This is a genomic window from Arenimonas soli (assembly GCF_014643775.1).
In the GTDB taxonomy this organism is placed as follows: Bacteria; Pseudomonadota; Gammaproteobacteria; order Xanthomonadales; family Xanthomonadaceae; genus Arenimonas; species Arenimonas soli.
In genome coordinates this window covers 1,635,431-1,654,901 of record NZ_BMKC01000001.1, presented here as the reverse complement: position 1 = coordinate 1,654,901, position 19,471 = coordinate 1,635,431, and the positions used below count along the sequence as shown (strand labels likewise).

Below are 19,471 nucleotides of genomic sequence, written 5' to 3'. Positions count from 1 at the left end.
AAGTATGAAACGCACGCTGTTTTCGCTGATGTTGTCCGTCCCGATGATTGCCGTGGCCGTCGAGCCCGCGCCGCCCGTCGAACCGGTCGATCCGGCCGTGGCCATCGAGCCGGCATGCGTTCCCGCGGCGCCGGCGACGCCAGCCGCGACCACCGGCGCCAGCGCGGACGCGCAGGTGCCGGCATCGGGCCAGGACCTTCCGGCCACCCTGCCGTGCGTGGACACCACGGCCGTTGCGCCGCCGGCCGAACCGGCCTACGTGCCAAAGACCGCGCACGACAATTCGCCCTACCGGTTCGACATGAACCAGAACGGCAAGCGCATGACCGCCGACGAGTTCGACGCCTGGATGCAGGCCAAGGGCATTCGTGTCGCCACCGGTGCCCCCGGCACCCCCAGCGGCCACCGTTCCGCCACCCAGGGCACCTCGGCCGCAAATCCGGTGACGCCGGCGCCCGACACCCGTCCCACGCCGCCGGCGCGCGACGACTAAGCGGCCGTCAGGCCTTCCGGAAGCGGTAGTGCGCCACCAGCCACTGCCGCCCTTCCTCGTAGCCGAACAGCTCGGCGCAGGCCATCCAGAACATGCGCCAGCGCTGTGACCAGCGCTCGGCGTTTTCAATCCCGTAGGCGCCGGCCAGCACCTCCAGGACTTGAGCCTGGTTGCGGTCCTGGTTCTCCAGCCAGTGGTCGGCCGTGCGCTGGTAGTGCGTGCCCGGCAGCAGCCAGCGATCCTCGATGGCCAGGTCCTGCTGGAAGTGCAGCAGCGTGTCCGCCGACGGCATCAGCCCGCCGGTGAAGAAGTACCTGCCCATCCAGTTGTCGTCGCCTTCCGTGAGGAAGGGGTACATCAGGTGCCGGTGCGCGAAGATGTGCACGAACAGCTTGCCGCCCGGCCTGAGCCAGCGGGCGATGTTCGCCAGCAGGTGCCGGTAGTTGCGCATGTGCTCGAACATCTCGATTGAAACCACGCGGTCGTAGCTTTCCTCCGGCAGGTCCAGCTGCACCACGTCGCGGGTGAGGATCTCGACGTTGTCCAGTCCGCGCGCCGCCGCCTGCGCAAGGATGTGCTCGCGCTGGCTGTTGGAGTTCGACACGCCGGTGATGCGCGCTTTCGGGTAGCGGGCGGCCATCCACAGGGTCAGCGACCCCCAGCCGCAGCCCAGTTCCAGGATCCGCTGGCCGTCGGCCAGTTCGGCGCGCTCACCGTACAGGGCCAGCATCGCCTCTTCGGCCTCGTCCAGGCTTTCCCGGCCGGTCGGATAATAGGCGCTGGAGTATTTCAGGCGTTTGCCCAGGCACAGCTCGAAGAAGCGGGCCGGGACTTCGTAGTGCTGCTCGTTGGCGGCGGCGGTCTGGATCGCGATGGGGCTGCGGCGCAGTTCGTCGAGCAGCTCGCGAAAGCGCGCGTCGGCGCGGGCCAGGTCGTGTGCGCCTTCCTCGCGCAGGCGCTGGGCGCAGAGGCGGCGGATGCCGAGGCGGGTCAGCGCGTCGGGCACCAGCCCGCGCTCGCATAGGTCGATCAGGGACATCCGGTTACTCCGGGGAAGGGGAAGGCTTGCGCGGCGGCCAGGGGAAGAACGCGCTGACCTCGCGCTGGTAGCGGCGGTAGTCCTCGCCGCGGCTGCGTTCGGCCTGCGCCTCGGTCCAGGGAATACCGCTGACACGGTAGAGGAAGGCGAACATCAGCACCGGTCCGACCAGGCTAAGCCAGAACAGGCCGCCGCCGACCGCCAGGAAGACGTAGGCGAACCAGTGCAGCCATTCGAAGAAGTAGTTGGGGTGGCGCGACCAGCCCCAGAGGCCGGCGCGGCAGGTCTTGCCGGCGTTGGCATCGTCGGCGCGGAATTTCGCCAGCTGGCGGTCGGCAACCGATTCCCCGACCATCGCACCCAGCCACACCGCGATCGCCAGCACCGTCCAGCCGCTCAGGTGGTAGGCGCCATTGTCGGCGGCCGCCATGAAGGGCAGGGCGAACAGGGCCACCACCACGGCCTGCATCTGGAAGAAGCCGAAGAACTTCGCCGGGCTGCCGTCCCAGGCAGCACGCAGGGCGCGATAGCGGCCGTCCTCTTCTTCGTTGAGCACCCGGTGCAGCAGGTGCAGGCAAAGACGCGCGCCCCAGACGCTGCCGAACATCGCGACCAGGCCGCGGCTCATCGGCGAGCCTTCGCCGACCACGCCGATGAACAGCGCCGCCACCGCCATCAGCCCGGCCCAGCCCACGTCCACGTAGCCGACGTTGCGCACGCGCATCGAAAACGCCCACAGCGCGGCCATCGCCAGCGCCGAGCCCAGCCAGACAATGCCGATGCTCAGCCAGGGATCGATCATGCCGGCGCCCGTTTTATGGCCGCGCTGGCCGCCAGGTGGTTGTCGATGGCGAACAGCAGCGGCAGCACCGCCGCCCAGCCCAGCGCCAGCGCGGCCAGCACCCAGGCCACCGGGGCACCGAAGCTGACCGCTTCGAACGCTCCCGCGGCGGTCCAGTAGGCCAGGGGGCCGCCGACCAGGCCCAGCGCGGCCGCCGCCAGCGGCCACTGCCGCAGCCGCGCCATCGAATGATTGAGCGTGAGTGCGAAGCCCACCCACAGCGAGGCGATCCATGCCGGCGCCACGCCCGACCAGGGCCAGGCCTCCGCGTACACCAGCCAGCCGGAGGCGGCGAAGGCGCTGTCGAGCGCGATGCCCAGCGGCAGGGCCACGGCGAGCAGGCGCAGGTCGTCGCGCACGCGGCCTCCCCAGGCCAGCATGGCCGCGGCGAAGACCACGGCGGCCAGCGGACCCGCCCAGGGCAGGCCGGCGCCGGCACCGGCGACGCTGGCCAGCCAGACCGCCTGGAAGCCGACGACGTTGCCAAGGACGAGCCAGGCCGGTTTCACGTCAGGCCACCTCGGGTGCGGGCAGGTATTGCGGACGCCGGTTGCCCGGGCGCGCCAGCAGCAGGTGCACGTCGCCGATCGAGCGCTCCAGGAAGCCGCCCTCGCAGTAACACAGGTAGAACTCCCACATGCGGATGAAACGTTCGTCGTAGCCCTGGCGGCGGACCTCGTCGAGCCGGTCTAGGAAGCGCCGGCGCCAGTGGCGCAGGGTCAGCGCATAGCTCGGTCCGATGTCCTCCAGGTTGACCAGGCGCAGGTCGCTGGCGCGCGCCGCGGCGCCGGTGAGCGCGCTGACGCAGGGGATGAAGCTGCCGGGAAAGATGAAGCGCTTGATGAAGTCCACCGAGTCCAGGGCCTGCTGGTAGCGGTGGTCTTCGATGGTGATCGCCTGGACCAGGGCCAGGCCCTCGGGCTTGAGCAGGGACGCGCACTTGGCCAGGTAGGTGTACAGGTACTGGTGGCCGATGGCCTCGACCATCTCGATCGACACCAGCTTGTCGTACTCGCCCTGCAGGTCGCGGTAGTCCTCGAGCAGCACCGTCACCCGGTCCGACAGGCCGGCGGCGGCCACGCGTTCGGTCGCCAGGGCGTGCTGCTCTTTCGAAATGGTGGTGGTGGTGACCCGGCAGCCGAAGCGCGAGGCCGCGTGCACGGCCAGCCCGCCCCAGCCGGTGCCGATCTCGACCAGGTGGTCGCCGGGCTGCAGGTCGAGCTTGCGGCAGATGCGCTCGAGCTTGCGCCACTGGGCGACTTCAAGGGTTTCGTCTTCATCGGCGAAGATCGCCGACGAGTACATCATCGACTCGTCCAGGAACAGCTTGAACAGGTCATTGCCGAGGTCGTAGTGCGCGGCGATGTTGCGGCGGCTGCCGGCGCGGGTGTTGCGGCGCAGGGCGTGCCAGCCGCGCAGCAGCCAGCCACCGAAGCGTGCCAGGCCGGTTTCCATGGCGTCGAGTCGGTCGCGGTTGACCACCAGCAGCCGCACCAGCGCCACCAGGTCGTCGCAGCGCCACAGCCCGTCCATGTAGGCCTCGCCCACGCCCACCGAGCCCTGGGCGGCGGCAGCGCGGTAGAAACCCGGGTCCAGCACCTCGATGCGGACCTCCAGCCCCCCGGGCTGGCCCAGTCGGACCGTACCCAGCGCATCCACCAGCTCGACCCGGCCGCCGGCCAGGCCACCGAGCGTTGCCAGCAGGCGCTGGCGGAGCAGGCGGTCAAGCGCGCCGTAGCGTTCCGCGTTTTGGGCGGGGCTGGCCAGGCTGTCGGCGGTTGAACTCATTCAGGGACTCCGGGGCTGGGTGTCGGGGTGCGGATGGAAGGGCGTGCGCTTGAACCACAGGCGCGCGGCCTGCCAGTAGATCGCCGCGCCCACCTTCGCGGTAAGCAAGGGATACCGCGCCAGGCATGAAGCCAGCGTGTTCCCGTTCAGCGGGCGGCGCTCGAGCACCAGGGTGGCGTCGAACTCGCGCTCGTCGCCCAGCATCACGTCCATGTGCACGCGCAGGGCCTCGCCCGGCGGCTGGATCGCCCAGCGATAGCGCCGCTGCATCGGCATGAACGGCGAGACATGGAAGGCCTTGTCGAAGTCCCAGTGCAGCACGCCGCCACGGTCGTGGGCGTCGGCCACGTCGAGCAGGTAGGCGTGGCGCTGGTTCCAGGGCGTATTGGTGATTTCGGCCAGCACCCAGGCCAGCGTTTCGCCATCGTCCTCGAACCCGTAATAGAAGCTCACCGGGTTCATGGTCTTGCCGAAGTAGCGGGCGTGCGTGAGCAGCCGGATCGGTCCGGTCGGCCGCCGGCCGCGGGCCGCCTGCACATGGTCGCGCACGGCGGAGTCCAGGGGCAGGGCCGGGTCGCCGAAGTAGTCGCGGCGGCGCAGCTGGGCCAGGTTCGGGCGGTCCACGGACCACAGCCAGCGGCCGGCGAAGACCTGGTCGAGCTCGGCCAGGTCCAGGTAGAGCTGGAACATCCGGTAGCGGAAGGCGTGCCCGACCGGCGCGTGCCGGCGATGCCGCACCCAGCCTTCGTAGATGGCGGACTTCAGGCCCATGACACGCCCAGCGACCGGGCGACCTCGACGCCGCTGCGCAGGCCGTCCTCGTGGAAGCCGAAGCCCCAATAGGCGCCGGCGAACCAGGTGCGGTTGCTGCCGTTGATCTCGTCGCGACGGCCCTGGGCGGCGACGCTGGCATGGGTGTAGACCGGATGCTGGTATTGCATGCGCGCCAAGACCTTGCCGGGGTCGATCACCTGGCCGCGGCCGAGCGTGACGACGAAGGGTTCGGGGCTGTCGAGCGACTGCAGGTGGTTCATGCAGTAGCTGACGGTGCACGGCGCGCCCGGCGTCCGGGGCACGTAGGCATTCCAGGCGGCCCATGCCTTGCGCTGGCGCGGCAGCAGGCTGGCGTCGGTATGCAGCACGGTTTCATTGACCTGGTAGGGGATGGCGCCCAGGACCTCGCGTTCGGCCTGGCTCGGGTCGGCCAGCAGCGCCAGGGCCTGGTCGCTGTGGCAGGCAAGCACGACCTGGTCGAAACGCTCGGCGCCGCGGTCGGTCGCGACCTCGACGCCGCTGGCGTCGCGACGTACCTGGCGCACCGGGCTCGACAGGCGCAGCTGCACGTTCCACTTCGCCTGCATGGCTTCGATATAACGCGACGAGCCCCCGCAGACCACCCGCCACTGCGGCCGGTCCCGGACCTGCAGCATGTGGTGGTTGTCCATGAACCGCACCAGGTACTTGGCCGGGAAGTCCAGGATGGTCTCCGACGGCGAGGACCACAGCGCCGATGCCATCGGCACCAGGTGGTCGCGCACGAACAGCTCGGAATAACCACCTTCGCGCAGGTAGCCGCCCAGCGTCGGGCCCGAGCCCGGTTCGGCCAGCAGCGCCGGCGCTTCGCGGTAGAAGCGCGTGATCTCGCGCACCATGCGCCAGAACCGCGGCGAGACCAGGTTGCGGCGCTGGCAGAACAGGCCGTCGAGGTCGGTGGCGTTGTATTCCAGGCCATTGCCGGCGTCGTGCACCGAGAAGCTCATGGTGGTGGACTGGCTGGGAACGGCCAGCTCGTCGAAGAGTTTCGTCAGCAGCGGGTAGTTGCCGGGGTTGAAGACGATGAAGCCGCTGTCCACGCGGTAGGCGCGGCCGCCTTGTTCGACCTGGTGGGTGTGGGTGTGGCCACCGAGCCGCGACTCGCGCTCGAACAATACGACCTCGTGCTGGCGCGAAAGCAGCCAGGCGGCGCCCAGGCCGGCGATGCCGCTGCCCACCACCGCGATCTTCATGCGGCCTCCCGGCGTACGCCGCGCAGCGCCGGCGGCACCGGCCGCAGGTCGCTCACCAGGCCCAGCGCGGCCAGGAACCGCAGGCCCAGGTAGGTCAGGTCCAGTTCCCACCAGGCGAAACCCTGGCGGGCCGAGCCTGGGAAATGGTGGTGGTTGTTGTGCCAGCCTTCGCCGAAGGTCAGCAGGGCCAGCAGGGCGTTGTTGCGGCTGTCGTCGCGGGTGGCGAAGCGCCGGCTGCCCCAGCGGTGCGCCAGCGAATTGATGGTGACGGTGACGTGGAACAGCACCACGGTCGAGACGAAAAAGCCCCAGACCAGCAGCTGCGGACCATTGGTGCCCAGGCCCGGATGCGCGGCTTCAAGCCAGCTGCCCAGGCCGAACAGTCCGGTCGCCAGCAACACCGGCACCAGGACGTCGAAGCGGTCGAGCAGGCGAAGCTCCGGGAACCGGGCAAGGTCGCGCACGGCCTCGAGGTCGGTGCCGAACGAACGCCGGGTCAGGAACCAGCCCATGTGGCTGTGCAGGAAGCCGTGCCGCGGCGAGTGCACGTCGTGTTCGGTGTCGGCGTGGCGGTGGTGGTGCCGGTGGTGCGCCGCCCACCACAGCGGCCCGCGCTGCACCGACGCCGCGCCGACCAGGGCGAAGAAAAACTGCACCGGCCGCGAAGTACGGAAGGCCTTGTGGGAAAAATAGCGGTGGTAAAAGCCGGTGATCGCGAACATGCGAAGCGCATACAGCACCAGCGCCGTCCACAGCGCGAACCAGGAAAAACCCACCCACAGCACGCCCAGGCAGGCCAGGTGCAGGCCGACGAAGGGCAGCACCCGCAGCCAGTCGATGCGGTCGGGGTCGCGGCCGTCGTCGGCCGGCGCGGCGCCGGTGTCGAACCACAGGGTCAGGGCACGCAGGGCGCGGCGCCAGGCCGGGGCGCGAATGGGATCGGTAGCGGTATCAGGCATGGGCGAATGGTCATCTTCACGCGGTGATGGACCGGTGAACCGGCGCGCCGGGCTGGCGTCGCGGCCGCGGCCTGCGCCATGCTTCACGCATGCCCGGACCCACCCTCAAGGCCCGATCCACCGCGCCGCGCCACGGCGTGGCGCGGGTGCTGTCCAAGCTGGGCTTGTGTTCGCGGACCGAAGCCGCACGCTGGGTCGTGGCCGGGCGCGTGGCGGTGAACGGGCGCCTGGTCCGCGATCCCGAGTTCCCGGTGGTGCAGGGGCGCGACGCGCTGTCGCTCGACGGTGCGCCGCTCGAGGCCGCCGGGCGGGTGGTGGTCGCGCTCAACAAACCGCGCGGCCTGGTCACCACGGCCAGCGACGAACGCGGTCGCGACACGGTGTATCGCTGCCTGGAAGACAGCGGCCTGCCCTGGCTGGCGCCGGTGGGGCGACTGGACCAGGCCAGCGAAGGCCTGCTGCTGATGGCCAACGACCCGGAATGGGCCGCGACCATCACCGACCCGGCCACCGGGCCGGACAAGACCTACCACGTGCAGGTGGACGCGGTGCCCGACGAGGCCCTGCTGGGCCGCCTGATGGCCGGCATCGACTGCGGGGGCGAGCGGCTGGCCGCGCGCTCGGCCACCGTGCTGCGCAGCGGCGGCCGCACCGCCTGGCTGGAAATCGGCCTCGACGAGGGTCGCAACCGCCAGATCCGCCGCCTGCTGGCATCGCAGGGCCTGGAAACCCGCCGCCTGGTCCGGGTGGCGATCGGCGGCCTGGTGCTGGGCGACCTGGCCAAGGGGACTTGGCGGCGGCTGTCGGATGCGGAAATATCGTCCCTGGCCCCGCCGGGCCGGAGTTGAACATGTCCGTCCCGATAACCATCCGCCGCGCCGAGCCGGGCGACTTCGCGGCCGTGCAGGCCATTTACGCCGCACCCAGGGCACAGGCGGGCACGCTGCAGCTGCCGTTCCCGTCGCTCGACCTGTGGCGGCAGAGGATGCAGGCGGTGGATCCCAACGCCCACCTGCTGCTGGCCTGTGCCGGCGACGAGGTGGTGGGCCAGCTGGGGCTGTATGTGTCGGCCAACCCGCGCCGCCGGCACGTGGGCGACCTGGGCATGGGCGTGCGCGACGACTGGCAAGGACGCGGCGCCGGCGGCGCGCTGCTGGCCGCCGCCATCGACCTGGCCGACCGCTGGCTGCAGCTGCGCCGGCTGGAACTGCAGGTTTATGCCGACAACGCCGCGGGCATCGCGCTGTACGCACGCCACGGTTTCGTCGAAGAAGGGCGCCACCGAGACTTCGCGTTCCGCGACGGCGCGTATGTCGACGCCTTGTCGCTTGCGCGCGTCCGGAACTAACGGGCGGTTGCGAACACCACGTGGTAGTGCTCGTCGTGCCGCACCCAGGCCGATCGCTGGCTGAACCGGACGCGATCACGCAGGCGCTGGCCGTTCCTGGTCCCAAACAGCTTCGCGTGCAGCGGCGGATCGAAGATCACGGACTCGATACGCAGGTCGTGGCGGCGCGCGGCCGCTTCCAGTGCCAGCAGGTGGTCGGCGATGGCTTCGAAGTCGATGAGCAGCTCATCGAGCCGACCCTCGGTGTCAAACTCCAGGCCGTAGCCCCACTTGTTCAAGACATGGCTCGGCAGCCAGCGCGAGTTGCCGTCGGCGTCCACGACCGGGACATGGAAGTCCACCGCCATGCCGTTGCGATGCGTGCGGTGTGGTCGGAAGCGACCCCCCGACGGCCAGCCGGTCTCCGCGTAGACGTAGCGCGTCACGGGGCGGGAGTCGGCCAGTGCCGCGTAGGCGTCCAGTACCGCCGCGCGTACGTCGCCGTGCACCGAGTTCCGTCCCAGCAAGGTCCCGAGCGCGGAGTAGGCGCGGAAATTCTCTCCGCGGGCTGGTAGTCGCTTACCGTGCTCCAGCCAGCCATTTGCGGGCGTGCCGTGGCTGATGCTTGCGGCGTCGCTTTCCAGCGCGATCGCGATTTCATTGCCCCAGCGCAGCGCGGCCAGCCAAGCCAGAAGAACCGCGGCGGCCAGCAGCAGGCGTTTGCGGCCGCGGCTCACCCGCCGATCACGCCCAGCTCGCGGCCGACCTTGGTGAAGGCGGCGATGGCCTGGTCGAGGTGTTCGCGGGTGTGCGCGGCGCTCATCTGGGTGCGGATGCGGGCCTGGCCCTTGGGCACGACCGGGAAGAAGAAGCCGATCACGTAGATGCCTTCCTCGAGCAGGCGCTGGGCGAACTTCTGCGCCAGCGGCGCTTCGTAAAGCATCACCGGCACGATCGGGTGTTCGCCGGGCTTGAGGTCGAAGCCGGCGGCGGTCATCTTTTCGCGGAAGTAGGCGGTGTTGTCCTTCAGGCGCTGGCGCAGGTCGCCGGCCGCGGCCAGCATGTCGAACACCTTCGTGCCCGCGGCCACCACGTGCGGCGGCAGCGAATTCGAGAACAGGTAGGGGCGCGAGCGCTGGCGCAGCATTTCGATCACTTCGGCGCGACCGGTGGTGAAGCCGCCCAGCGCGCCGCCCAGCGCCTTGCCCAGGGTGCCGGTGATGATGTCGATCCTGTCCAGCACGCCCTTGACCTCGGCGCTGCCGCGGCCGCTGTCGCCCAGGAAACCGGTGGCGTGGCATTCGTCGATGTGCACCAGGGCGCCGTACTTTTCCGCCAGCGCGGTGATCCGGTCCAGCGGCGCGATGAAACCGTCCATCGAGAACACGCCGTCGGTGGTGATCATGATCGTGCGCGCGCCGTCCGCCTTCGCCTGCTGCAGCTGCTTTTCCAGGTCGGCCATGTCGCAGTTGGCGTAGCGGTAGCGCCTGGCCTTGCACAGCCGCACGCCGTCGATGATCGAGGCGTGGTTGAGCGCGTCGGAAATGATGGCGTCCTCTTCGCCCAGCAGCGGCTCGAACAGGCCGCCGTTGGCGTCGAAGCAGGCGGCGTAAAGGATGGTGTCCTGCTTGCCGAAGAACGAAGCGATCTTCGCCTCCAGTTCCTTGTGCAAGTCCTGGGTGCCGCAGATGAAGCGCACCGAGGCCATGCCGAAGCCATGGCTGTCGAGCGCGTCCTTGGCCGCCTGGATGACCTCGGGGTTGTCGGCCAGGCCCAGGTAGTTGTTGGCGCAGAAGTTGAGCACGCTCGAGCCGTCGGCCAGGGTGATCCGCGCCGACTGCGGGCCGGTGATCACGCGCTCGGACTTGAACAGCCCCTGGTCGCGGATGGCGGTGAGTTCGGCGGCGTAGCGGGCGAGGTCGGGGGCGGGCATGGGCGGGCTCGGGGACGGGCGGTGGGGCCGGCATTATGCCAAGACCCGCTTGCTGCGCTGCAGCATCCATTATCATTTCGCGAAATTTGCCCCTCCCTGCCAGGACCTGCCCTGATGAAGACCCGGAAACTGCTGCCCTTCGCCCTGGCCGCCGCGCTGTTCGCGCTGCCGCTGGCCGCCACCGCCCAGGACGCCGAAGAAGCGGCCGACGGGGACTCGATGTTCAGCTGGAACGCCGCCCTCGCCACCGACTACATGTTCCGCGGCGTCTCCCAGACCGACGGCGAGGCCTCCCTGCAGCTGGGCGCGGACCTTTCTTTCGACAACGGCATCTACGTCGGCGTCTGGGGCTCGAACGTGGACTTCGGCACCGGCGGTCCGGACATCGAGATCGACACCTACATCGGCTGGAACGTCGACCTGTCCGACCGCTGGAACCTGGACCTGATGCTCAACCGCTACAACTACATCGGCGAACAGGACGGCTACGGCAGCATCGACTACAACGAACTGATCGGCGTCCTGGCCCTGGACGAAACCTGGTCCTTCACCCTGGGCTACACCAACGACGTCTATGCGCTCGACGACGACGGCTTCTACTACGGCCTGGGCGGCAGCTTCGACATCGGCTACGACTGGGGCCTGGACATCACCGTCGGCCGCAGCACCTTCGGCTCGTCCACCGGCATCGATGACTACAGCGACTTCTCGGTCGGCGTGAACCGCGACTTCGGCCCGGTCAACCTGGCCGTCGGCTACTACGGCACCGACAGCTCGGGCGACGACAACTTCGGCGACGCCGCAGACAACCGCTTCATGCTGACCCTGTCGATCGGCGGCTGATCCCCGCTTTCCGGCAAGAAAAAGGGCGCCCCCGGGGCGCCCTTTTTCGTGGCCGTGCCGGTGGCCTCAGCCCCAGCTGCACACGACCTTGCCGCACTGGCCGGTTTCCATCAGCTCGAAGCCCTTCTGGAAATCGTCGATGTGCATCTGGTGGGTCAGCACCTTGCCCAGCGGGAAACCCGACTGGATCAGCTGGGTCATCTTGTACCAGGTCTCGTACATCTTGCGGCCGTAGATGCCGTGCAGCACCAGGCCCTTGAAGATGACCTTGTCCCAGTTGATGCCGGCGCCGTTGGGCAGGATGCCCAGCAGGGCGACCTTGCCGCCGTTGTACATGCAGTCGAGCATGTCGTTGAAGGCGTGCGGGTTGCCGCTCATCTCCAGCGCCACGTCGAAGCCCTCCATGTGCAGGTCCTTCATGACGTCCTTGAGCGACTGCTTGGAGACGTTGACCACGCGGGTGGCGCCCATGTCGGCCGCGAGCTTGAGGCGGTAGTCGTTGACGTCGGTGACCACCACGTTGCGCGCGCCGATGTGCTTGCAGATGCCGGCGGCGATGATGCCGATCGGGCCGGCGCCGGTGATCAGCACGTCCTCGCCGACCACGTCGAACTCCAGCGCGCAGTGTGCGGCGTTGCCGTAGGGGTCGAAGAACGCGGCCAGCTCCGACGGGATGCTGTCGGGGATCGGCCACAGGTTGGACGAGGGCATGACGATGTATTCGGCGAAGGCACCGTTGCGGTTGACGCCGATGCCGGTGGTGTTCGGGCACAGGTGCTGGCGGCCGGCCCGGCAGTTGCGGCAGTGGCCGCAGACGATGTGGCCTTCGGCCGACACGCGGTCGCCCAGGGCATAGCCGGTGACGCCGGGGCCCATCTCGACGATGCGGCCGACGAACTCGTGGCCGATCACCAGGCCGGGCTTGATCGTGCGCTGGCTCCACTCGTCCCACTTGTAGATGTGCAGGTCGGTGCCGCAGATCGCGGTCTTTTCCAGCTTGATCAGGACTTCGTTGGGACCGGGCGAAGGCACCGGCACCTGTTCCATCCACATGCCTTTTTCGGGGTGGCGCTTCACCAGCGCCTTCATCATCTGCTGTGCCATGGTTTGATCGGTCCGTCGGTCCGTGGGGCCCGTGCGGGGCCGTGAAGCCCACAATTATACGCCGCCGGCGTTAACCGGCCGGCAAGGCCGCCAGCCGTGGTTCAGGGCAGTTCGATCCGCCAGCCCAGGGCCAGCAGCTGTTCGTCCAGGAAGGCGTGGCCAAAGCGCGTGCGCCACTCGATGAACGCCGAATGGCCCCCGGTGAATACGAAAACCGCGCCCAAGCCGGCTTCGCCCCAGTTGCGGTCGGCGTCGTCGGTGTCGAAGACCACCGGCGTGCCGGTGGCGTCGGCGGCGAAACTGACGGCCAGCGGCCGGGCCCCGTTGGCGAACTCATGGCGCCAGCCCAGCCGTGCCTGCGGCTGCCAGATGCCCCAGCCCGCCGACACCGTGCGCGCCAGCCCGATGTCCAGGCGCCCGCGCCGGCTGCTGATCGTGCGGCCCGGCACCACCAGGGCCAGGCCGGCACCGCCGGTCTCGGTGTAGGCATCGATGCGGGTGCGCTGCCAGTCCAGGCCGCTCGAGAGCTGCCATTCCCAGGCCTGCACGGCGTGGCTCCAGGTCGCGCCCAGGCCCGCCAGGTTGCGTGACGCCGACGCGTCGGCGGTGGCCAGCGCCTGCACCGACACGCCGCTGAGCAGGGTGTAGTCGATGGACCGGCGCAGGTCGTAGTCGCCGTCGAGACGGCCGGCGTAGGCATCAATCGAGACACTGTCGCTGGCCATCCAGCCGCCGAGCAGCATCGCGCCGGTGTAGCGGGTGCGCGTGCGCCCGTCGGAGCCCAGGAAGTCCAGGTCTTCGCGGGCGTGGTTGAGCATCAGCCCGAAGCGCCAGTCGGCGCGCGGCGCCCAATCCAGGCCGGCGCTCAGCGCCCAGGTGTCGCCGTCGAAGGGGGATTCGTTGATGCCGCCGCGGCGCTTGAGCCGGCCGGTGTCGGCGCTGGCGAAGGCCGACCAGCCGGCGCCCAGTTCGGTCCGCAGTTCAGCCTGGTCGGGCGAACCGTCGCGGGTGGCCGCCCGGCCCTGGCCGGGGATCTCGCCCAGGAAGTTGCCCGCCGCCGAGCTGTCCCGGCTGCCCGGGCCGCCGTTGGCGATTTCGGCACAGCGAAGCGCCAGGTCGCTGCCGGGCGCGGCGCCCAGGCACAAGGTGGTCCAGAGATTGGCCAGGGCATCGTCGGGCGCCTGCGCGCGCACCGGCGAAACCAAGGCGAAGCCGCACAGTCCGATCGCCAGCCACCAGGCCCGCATACGCATATCCAGTCCTCCCTTGTCCCCTGCCGAAAGTCTACGCCGCTACCGGCTGCCGGCAAGCGCCGCCGCTGCTAGGCTTGGGGTTTCGCCCCACTGAGGTCAAACGCATGCGAGTGACGATCCTGGCCGCCGCCCTGGCGCTTTCTTTCTCCGCCCACGCCCGCGAGGGCATGTGGGTTCCCCAGCAGCTGCCGGAAATCGCCGGTCCGCTGAAGGAGGCCGGCCTTGAATTGCCGCCCGAACAGCTGGCCAATCTCACCGGCGACCCGATGGGTGCCGTGGTCGCGCTCGGCGGCTGCACGGCTTCGTTCGTGTCGCCCGAAGGCCTGGTGGTCACCAACCACCACTGTGCCTACGGCGCGATCCAGCTCAACTCCACCGCCGAAAGCAACCTGATGGAAGTGGGCTTCAACGCCACCACCCGCGGCGAAGAGCTGTCCGCCGGTCCCAATGCCCGCGTCTACGTGATGGACCGCATCACCGACGTCACCGACCAGGTGCAGGCGGCGGCCGGCGACCTGGGCGGCATCGAGCGCAACAAGGCGCTCGAGGACATCCAGAAGCAGCTCATCGCCGGATGCGAAGAGGGCGAAGGCTACCGCTGCACGCTCTACAGTTTCTTCAGTGGCCAGACCTACCGCCTGTTCCGCCAGGTCGAGATCAAGGACGTGCGCCTGGTCTACGCGCCCCCGGGCAGCATCGGCAACTACGGCGGTGAAGTGGACAACTGGATGTGGCCGCGCCACACCGGCGACTTCGCCTTCTACCGCGCCTACGTCGGCAAGGACGGCAAGCCGGCGGCGTATTCCGAGGACAACGTGCCCTACAAGCCGAACCAGCACCTGAAGCTGGCCGCGCAGGGCCTGGAGAAGGGCGATTTCGTGATGGTCGCCGGTTACCCGGGCACCACCAGCCGCTATGCGCTGTACGACGAATTCCAGGCCGTGGCCGACTGGCAGTACCCGAAGGTCGGCCAGCACCTGCGCAACCTGGTCGGCATCATCGAAACCGCCGGCAAGGACGACGCCGACATCGAAGTGAAGTACGCCAGCCAGATCCGCGGCTACCAGAACGCGATGAAGAACTGGGCGGGGCAGCTGGAAGGTTTCGAACGCATCGACGCCGCCGGCACCAAGCGCGCGGAAGAGCAGGCCGTGCTGGCCTGGCTGCGCAAGCAGGGAGACGACGGCAAGGCCGGCCTGCAGGCGCACGCGCGCCTGGTCGAGCTGGCCGCCGAAACCCGCGCCACCCGCGAACGCGACCTGATCGTCGGCCAGATCGCCGGTGGCGGCCTGCTGGGCAACCTGCGAATGCTGCACCGCCTGGCCATCGAGTCGACCAAGCCGGACGCCGAGCGCACGGTGGGCTACCAGCAGCGTGACCTGCCGCGCATCGAAGGCGCGGTCCGCCAGCTCGATCGCCGTTACCACCCGGCCATGGAAAAGCAGCTGATGGCCTACTGGCTGGCCGAGTACATCCAGCTGCCGGCCGACCAGCGCGTCGAGGTGATCGACGCCTGGCTGGGCGGCAACGACCAGGCCGCGATCGACCGCGCGCTGGAGCGTACCTACGCGAACACCCGCCTGGCCGACACCGATGCCCGCCTGGCCCTGCTCGAGGCCGACCAGGCGGCGGTCGAAGCGATGGACGATCCGCTGCTGAAGCTGGCGGTGGCGCTGTACCCGACGATGAAGGCGGTCGAAGACCGCAACGACGCACGGGCCGGCGACCAGAACCGCTACCGCCCGGTCTACCTGGCGGCGGTGCAGGGTTACAAGCGCGACCAGGGCAAGGGCGTGTACCCGGACGCGAACCTCAGCCTGCGCATCACCTACGGCAACGTGATGGGCTATTCGCCCAAGGACGGGGTGTACTACACGCCGTTCACGTCGCTCGACGGGCTGGTGGCCAAGGCGACCAGCGAGGAGCCGTTCAACGCACCGAAGTCGCAGCTCGACGCCATCGCGGCGATGAGCGACAAGGAGAAGGCGGCGGTGCCGGTGAACTTCCTGTCGGACCTGGACATCACGGGCGGCAATTCGGGTTCGCCGGTGCTCAACGGCAAGGGTGAGCTGGTGGGTCTGGCCTTCGACGGCAACTGGGAATCGGTCAGCTCGAACTGGGTGTTCGACCCGGCGATGACCCGCATGATCGCGGTGGACCACCGCTACATGGTCTGGATCATGGACAAGGTCTACCCGGCCCCGCACCTGCTCAAGGAAATGGGCGCCCGCTGAGGCCGGCTGCTGCCGGCGGGACCTCGGTCCCGAAACGATCCACCCGGAAACGGCGCGCACTCCGCGCCGTTTTCGTTTTCTCCGGAGAACTTTGCCTTGTTGGAGGGACTTCAGCCCCGCTGCCCTTGGCCTTTGGCCAAGCAGGGCGTCGTTTCCGATTGTTTCGCGGGTGGAGGCAGCGTGCAGTCGCCCTGGCCGACACGCCGCAAGTACGTCCATGTAGGCTCTTCGTCGACATCCATGTCTCCGAAGGTCGGCCAGGGCGACTGCACGCTACCTCCTGGAATGGACGTCGGGGCCGCCAGGAGATCAAGAGCGCAACGCGCGGCGCCTCCACCGGCGGAGCCAGCACGGCCGACTTGGCTGAAGGCCAAGGCCAGGAGCCCGAGACTGAAGTGCCTCCTGCAAAGGGGCGCGGGGATTGGTTTAGAGTGGGGGCAGTCGGCGAAGGGAGCTTGAGATGCTGGTTCGTTTCCACGGTGCCGCCGGTGAAGTCACCGGGTCCTGCCATGAGGTCGAGGCCAACGGCCACAGGCTGCTGCTTGATTGCGGCATGATCCAGGGCAGCGACGAAGACGAACGTCGCAATGAGGACCCGTTCCCGTTCGACGTCGGCGACATTGATGCCGTCGTGCTCAGCCACGCCCACATCGACCACAGCGGCAGGCTGCCCCTGTTGGTGAAGCGTGGCTATCGCGGGCCCATCTGGACCGAACACGCCACCGCCGACCTGCTCAAGGTCATGCTCGAAGATTCGGCGAATCTTGCCCAGATGGATGCCGATCGCGACAACAAGTATCGGCGTGACGGCAAGTCCAACCACAAGCCCCTGTTCACCAAGACCGACGTCGCCGCCGTGCTAAGGCAGGTGCGCGGCATGGATTACGAAAAACCCCGGGAAATCCTCGGCGGCGTCACGCTCACGCTGCGCGATGCCGGCCACATCCTGGGCTCGGCGTCCGTCGAACTCGCCGCCGACGAGCCGGCCGGTCGTCGCGTGCTGGCGTTTTCCGGTGACCTGGGCCCGCGCGGCACCCCCATCCTGCGTGACCCCGTGCCCGTGCCCCGCGCCGACCTGGTGCTGCTCGAATCCACCTACGGTGGCCGCGAACACCGCGAACGCCAGGCCACGCTCGACGAAATCCGCGACGTGCTCGAACACGCCTGGGCCGACCAGGGCAACGTCATCATCCCGGCCTTCGCGGTCGGCCGCAGCCAGGAACTGCTGTACTGGTTCGCGCGCCAGTGGGACGAGTGGAAGATGTCGCGCTGGAAGATTTTCCTCGACAGCCCCATGGCGATGCGGGTGGTGGATGTCTATGGCCGCCACGAGCGGTTGTTCGACGACGATGCCCAGGCCGTCTGGAACGGCCGCCCGCACCCGTTCAAGATGCCCAACCTGCAGCTCACGCCCGAAGTCGCGCAGTCGCAGGCCATCAACAACGTCCGCGGCGGCGCGATCATCATCGCCGGCTCGGGCATGTGCAACGGCGGCCGCGTGCGCCACCACCTGCGGCAGAACCTGGGGCGCAAGCAGTCGCACGTGATGTTCGTCGGCTACCAGGCCCGCGGTACGCTGGGCCGGCGGCTGGTGGACGGCGCGGAAACCGTGCGCATCTTCGGCGAGGACATCCGCGTCAACGCCGTCCGCCATACCGTGGGCGGCCTGTCGGCGCATGCCGGCCAGTCCGGGCTGATGGACTGGTACGGCGCCATCGAAGGCCGCCCGCCGGTCGTGCTGGTGCACGGCGAGGACGACGCCCGCGAGGCCTTGGCCAAGGCGCTGGACAAGAAGCTCGGTGCCGAAGCCAGCCTGTCGCGCGTGGGCATGCAGCGCGAGGTCTGAGGCCGGCGTGGCCAGCGAACCCGGCCAGTCCCCCGAGTCGCCAGCGCGGCCCTTTGCCGTGCCCTGCGCCAGGCTCGACCATCGCGCGCCGCTGCGCTGGCTGCGCGCGGGCTGGCGCGACTACCGGCGTGCGCCGGGGCTGAGCCTGCTGTTTGGCGGCGTCGTGCTGCTGGTGAGCCTGGTGATTTCGGCAATGGCCTGGGGCCTGGGCCGGTTCGCGCTGCTGGCGGCGCTGGTGTCGGGTTTTGTGTTCGTGGCGCCGTTGCTGGCCGTCGGGCTCTATTGCGTCAGCCGTGAACTCGAGGCCGGGAGGCAGCCGCGACTGAAGGATTCCTTCGTGCTGGCACGCCGCGTGGTGGGGCAGGCGGGCGTGTTCGCCCTGGCCCAGGGCATCGTGCTGATGCTGTGGTCGCGCGCCGGCATGATGGTCAACGCGCTGGTGCCGATCGAGCGCGGCGATGTCGCGACCTGGGTGGAGTTCCTTCTCATCGGCTCGGCCGCCGGTTCGGTGTTCGCGGCGCTGACTTTCGCCATCGCCGCGTTTTCGCTGCCGATGATCGCCGACCGCGACGTCGACATGGTCACGGCCGGTGTTTCCAGCGTGAACGCCGTGCTGCGCAACAAGGGGGTCGCCCTGCAGTGGGCGGGCTGGATCGCGCTGCTGACCGCGCTGGGTTTCCTGACGGGGTTCCTGGGCCTGGTGCTGGTGATGCCCTGGCTGGCCTACGCCACCTGGCACGGTTACCGCGAAACCCTGGACGCCTCGGACTGGCCGCGGCTTGACTGAATCCGGGTTTCAGCCCGGCGCGGGAACGTCGGTGCGCTGCGGCGCCATCGCCGCCACCGACTCGCGCACCAGGGTTTCAAGCACGGCCATGTCAACGTCGGCCAGGCGCTTGATGTAGAGGCAGCTCTTGCCGGTTTTGTGTTTGCCCAGCCTGGCCATCAGCGCTTCGTAGCGCGCGAAGCCCGGCATGATGTAGAGCGTCAGGTCGTTCTTGCGCGGTGAAAAACCGGTCACCATCCAGTCGCCTTCGCGGCCGCTTTCATAGCGGTAGTGGTACACGCCGAATCCGACGATGGACGGCCCCCACAATCGCGCCGGCGCGCCGGTGGCCGCTTCCATCAGTTCCCGGATGCGCTGGCAGTCCTCGCGTCGCCCGGGGTCGGGGACGGCAGCCAGGAATTTTTCCACGTCGGCATCGGTTGCCTGGGTCTTGTTGACTGTCTTGGCCATCGCAGCAGCCTCGTCGCCGGAGGGTGCCGGTAGTCTAACCGCGCTTGCCGCACAGGCAGGTGCCGTCGTCGAAGACCACCTTCCACCGGCCGTCGGGATCGCGGCGCCAGGTGGAGCGGAATTCCATGATCGGTTTGCCATCGGGATCCAGGACCGGGCCCTTGGTTTGCGCCAGCTGGCCGCCGTCGAGCACGACCACGGTCTCCGGACGCCACGAGAACGGCGCCTGCTCTCCTTCGAAATATTTGCCCCAGGCCGCCAGGATCGCCGCCTTGCCGCGCAGGCTGTCGGGCCCCGGCTGGAAGATGGCGTCTTCGGCGATGAAGCTGGCGAAGGCCTCGATGTCGCGATCGGCCATGCTCCCGGCGAACGCCGTTTCGGCGGCGGTGACTTCGCGCACCAGCGCGTCCAGGTCCACGGGGGTCGTGCGTGGCGATGGCTGGCTGGCGCAACCGGCCATCGCCATCATCAGGGCCAGCAGGAAGGGAGTACGCATGGGGGGTGTCCTCGGGGCGGCCGTCGGCCGGGGCGCTCGGCGGTGGCCGAAGCATGGCCCGCGCCACGCCGG

Annotated in this window: 20 protein-coding genes; 7 read left to right on the top strand and 13 right to left on the bottom strand. The window is 69.0% G+C overall.

The features are described from left to right. Nucleotides 1–4 precede the first annotated feature (4 nt). The gene (locus IEX13_RS07955) at nucleotides 5–493 is read left to right on the top strand and encodes a hypothetical protein (RefSeq protein ID WP_188663088.1); all 489 of its coding nucleotides are present in this window, start codon (nucleotides 5–7) and stop codon (nucleotides 491–493) included. A 7-nt stretch (nucleotides 494–500) separates the two neighbouring features. Here the strand turns inward: IEX13_RS07955 and IEX13_RS07950 are convergent, their stop codons facing one another. From IEX13_RS07950 to IEX13_RS07920, 7 genes are read right to left on the bottom strand one after another with little or no spacing between them, the layout of a single operon-like run. Continuing rightward, nucleotides 501–1,532, bottom strand: a complete 1,032-nt coding sequence (locus IEX13_RS07950; protein WP_188662838.1) for an SAM-dependent methyltransferase — start codon at nucleotides 1,530–1,532, stop codon at nucleotides 501–503. Nucleotides 1,533–1,536: 4 nt separating this feature from the next. Then, nucleotides 1,537–2,334: a DUF1295 domain-containing protein gene (locus IEX13_RS07945; RefSeq protein ID WP_188662836.1), complete on the bottom strand. Its 798-nt coding sequence runs from the start codon at nucleotides 2,332–2,334 to the stop codon at nucleotides 1,537–1,539. After that, on the bottom strand, nucleotides 2,331–2,882 hold the full coding sequence (locus IEX13_RS07940; RefSeq protein ID WP_188662834.1) for a DUF2878 domain-containing protein: 552 nt from the start codon (nucleotides 2,880–2,882) through the stop codon (nucleotides 2,331–2,333). Before IEX13_RS07940 ends, IEX13_RS07945 begins: the two co-directional genes overlap by 4 nt. A gap of 1 nt (nucleotide 2,883) precedes the next feature. Then, complete coding sequence (locus IEX13_RS07935) at nucleotides 2,884–4,161, bottom strand: SAM-dependent methyltransferase (protein WP_188662832.1); 1,278 nt, start codon at nucleotides 4,159–4,161, stop codon at nucleotides 2,884–2,886. Next, a complete protein-coding gene (locus tag IEX13_RS07930) occupies nucleotides 4,162–4,932 on the bottom strand; it encodes a DUF1365 domain-containing protein (protein WP_188662829.1) in 771 nt (256 codons plus the stop codon). Continuing rightward, nucleotides 4,923–6,167 (bottom strand): NAD(P)/FAD-dependent oxidoreductase, encoded by a 1,245-nt coding sequence (locus IEX13_RS07925; RefSeq protein WP_188662827.1) that lies wholly within the window; start codon nucleotides 6,165–6,167, stop codon nucleotides 4,923–4,925. Before IEX13_RS07925 ends, IEX13_RS07930 begins: the two co-directional genes overlap by 10 nt. After that, nucleotides 6,164–7,126, bottom strand: a complete 963-nt coding sequence (locus IEX13_RS07920; RefSeq protein WP_188662825.1) for an acyl-CoA desaturase — start codon at nucleotides 7,124–7,126, stop codon at nucleotides 6,164–6,166. The genes IEX13_RS07925 and IEX13_RS07920 overlap by 4 nt, the downstream gene beginning before the upstream one ends. A gap of 89 nt (nucleotides 7,127–7,215) precedes the next feature. On the opposite strand from IEX13_RS07920, the gene IEX13_RS07915 reads away from it, so the two are divergent. Beyond that, nucleotides 7,216–7,974, top strand: a complete 759-nt coding sequence (locus tag IEX13_RS07915; RefSeq protein WP_188662823.1) for a pseudouridine synthase — start codon at nucleotides 7,216–7,218, stop codon at nucleotides 7,972–7,974. 2 nt (nucleotides 7,975–7,976) lie between these two features. After that, nucleotides 7,977–8,474 (top strand): GNAT family N-acetyltransferase, encoded by a 498-nt coding sequence (locus IEX13_RS07910; RefSeq protein WP_188662821.1) that lies wholly within the window; start codon nucleotides 7,977–7,979, stop codon nucleotides 8,472–8,474. Here IEX13_RS07910 and IEX13_RS07905 read toward each other — a convergent pair. Both IEX13_RS07905 and kbl read right to left on the bottom strand, forming a co-directional pair. After that, on the bottom strand, nucleotides 8,471–9,190 hold the full coding sequence (locus IEX13_RS07905) for a penicillin-insensitive murein endopeptidase (protein ID WP_229668481.1): 720 nt from the start codon (nucleotides 9,188–9,190) through the stop codon (nucleotides 8,471–8,473). The genes IEX13_RS07910 and IEX13_RS07905 overlap by 4 nt on opposite strands. Then, nucleotides 9,187–10,386, bottom strand: a complete 1,200-nt coding sequence (kbl, locus tag IEX13_RS07900; protein WP_188662819.1) for a glycine C-acetyltransferase — start codon at nucleotides 10,384–10,386, stop codon at nucleotides 9,187–9,189. Before kbl ends, IEX13_RS07905 begins: the two co-directional genes overlap by 4 nt. A 114-nt stretch (nucleotides 10,387–10,500) precedes the next feature. On the opposite strand from kbl, the gene IEX13_RS07895 reads away from it, so the two are divergent. Beyond that, nucleotides 10,501–11,229 (top strand): TorF family putative porin, encoded by a 729-nt coding sequence (locus IEX13_RS07895; RefSeq protein ID WP_188662817.1) that lies wholly within the window; start codon nucleotides 10,501–10,503, stop codon nucleotides 11,227–11,229. A 66-nt stretch (nucleotides 11,230–11,295) separates the two neighbouring features. On the opposite strand, the gene tdh is transcribed toward IEX13_RS07895, so the two are convergent. Then, a complete protein-coding gene (gene tdh / locus IEX13_RS07890) occupies nucleotides 11,296–12,333 on the bottom strand; it encodes an L-threonine 3-dehydrogenase (protein ID WP_188662815.1) in 1,038 nt (345 codons plus the stop codon). Nucleotides 12,334–12,434: 101 nt separating this feature from the next. Then, a complete protein-coding gene (locus IEX13_RS07885) occupies nucleotides 12,435–13,586 on the bottom strand; it encodes an autotransporter outer membrane beta-barrel domain-containing protein (protein WP_188662813.1) in 1,152 nt (383 codons plus the stop codon). Between the two features lie 104 nt (nucleotides 13,587–13,690). Between IEX13_RS07885 and IEX13_RS07880 the strand changes: the two genes are divergently transcribed. From IEX13_RS07880 to IEX13_RS07870, 3 genes are all read left to right on the top strand, one after another. Beyond that, the gene (locus IEX13_RS07880) at nucleotides 13,691–15,820 is read left to right on the top strand and encodes a S46 family peptidase (RefSeq protein WP_188662812.1); all 2,130 of its coding nucleotides are present in this window, start codon (nucleotides 13,691–13,693) and stop codon (nucleotides 15,818–15,820) included. 460 nt (nucleotides 15,821–16,280) lie between these two features. Then, a complete protein-coding gene (locus IEX13_RS07875) occupies nucleotides 16,281–17,666 on the top strand; it encodes an MBL fold metallo-hydrolase RNA specificity domain-containing protein (protein ID WP_188662810.1) in 1,386 nt (461 codons plus the stop codon). Nucleotides 17,667–17,673: 7 nt separating this feature from the next. Continuing rightward, nucleotides 17,674–18,453, top strand: coding sequence for a DUF2189 domain-containing protein (locus IEX13_RS07870; RefSeq protein ID WP_188662808.1), 780 nt, complete (start codon nucleotides 17,674–17,676; stop codon nucleotides 18,451–18,453). 9 nt (nucleotides 18,454–18,462) lie between these two features. Here the strand turns inward: IEX13_RS07870 and IEX13_RS07865 are convergent, their stop codons facing one another. Next, nucleotides 18,463–18,903 (bottom strand): DUF1801 domain-containing protein, encoded by a 441-nt coding sequence (locus tag IEX13_RS07865; RefSeq protein WP_188662806.1) that lies wholly within the window; start codon nucleotides 18,901–18,903, stop codon nucleotides 18,463–18,465. Between the two features lie 34 nt (nucleotides 18,904–18,937). After that, nucleotides 18,938–19,399, bottom strand: a complete 462-nt coding sequence (locus IEX13_RS07860; protein WP_188662804.1) for a YybH family protein — start codon at nucleotides 19,397–19,399, stop codon at nucleotides 18,938–18,940. Nucleotides 19,400–19,471: the final 72 nt, after the last annotated feature.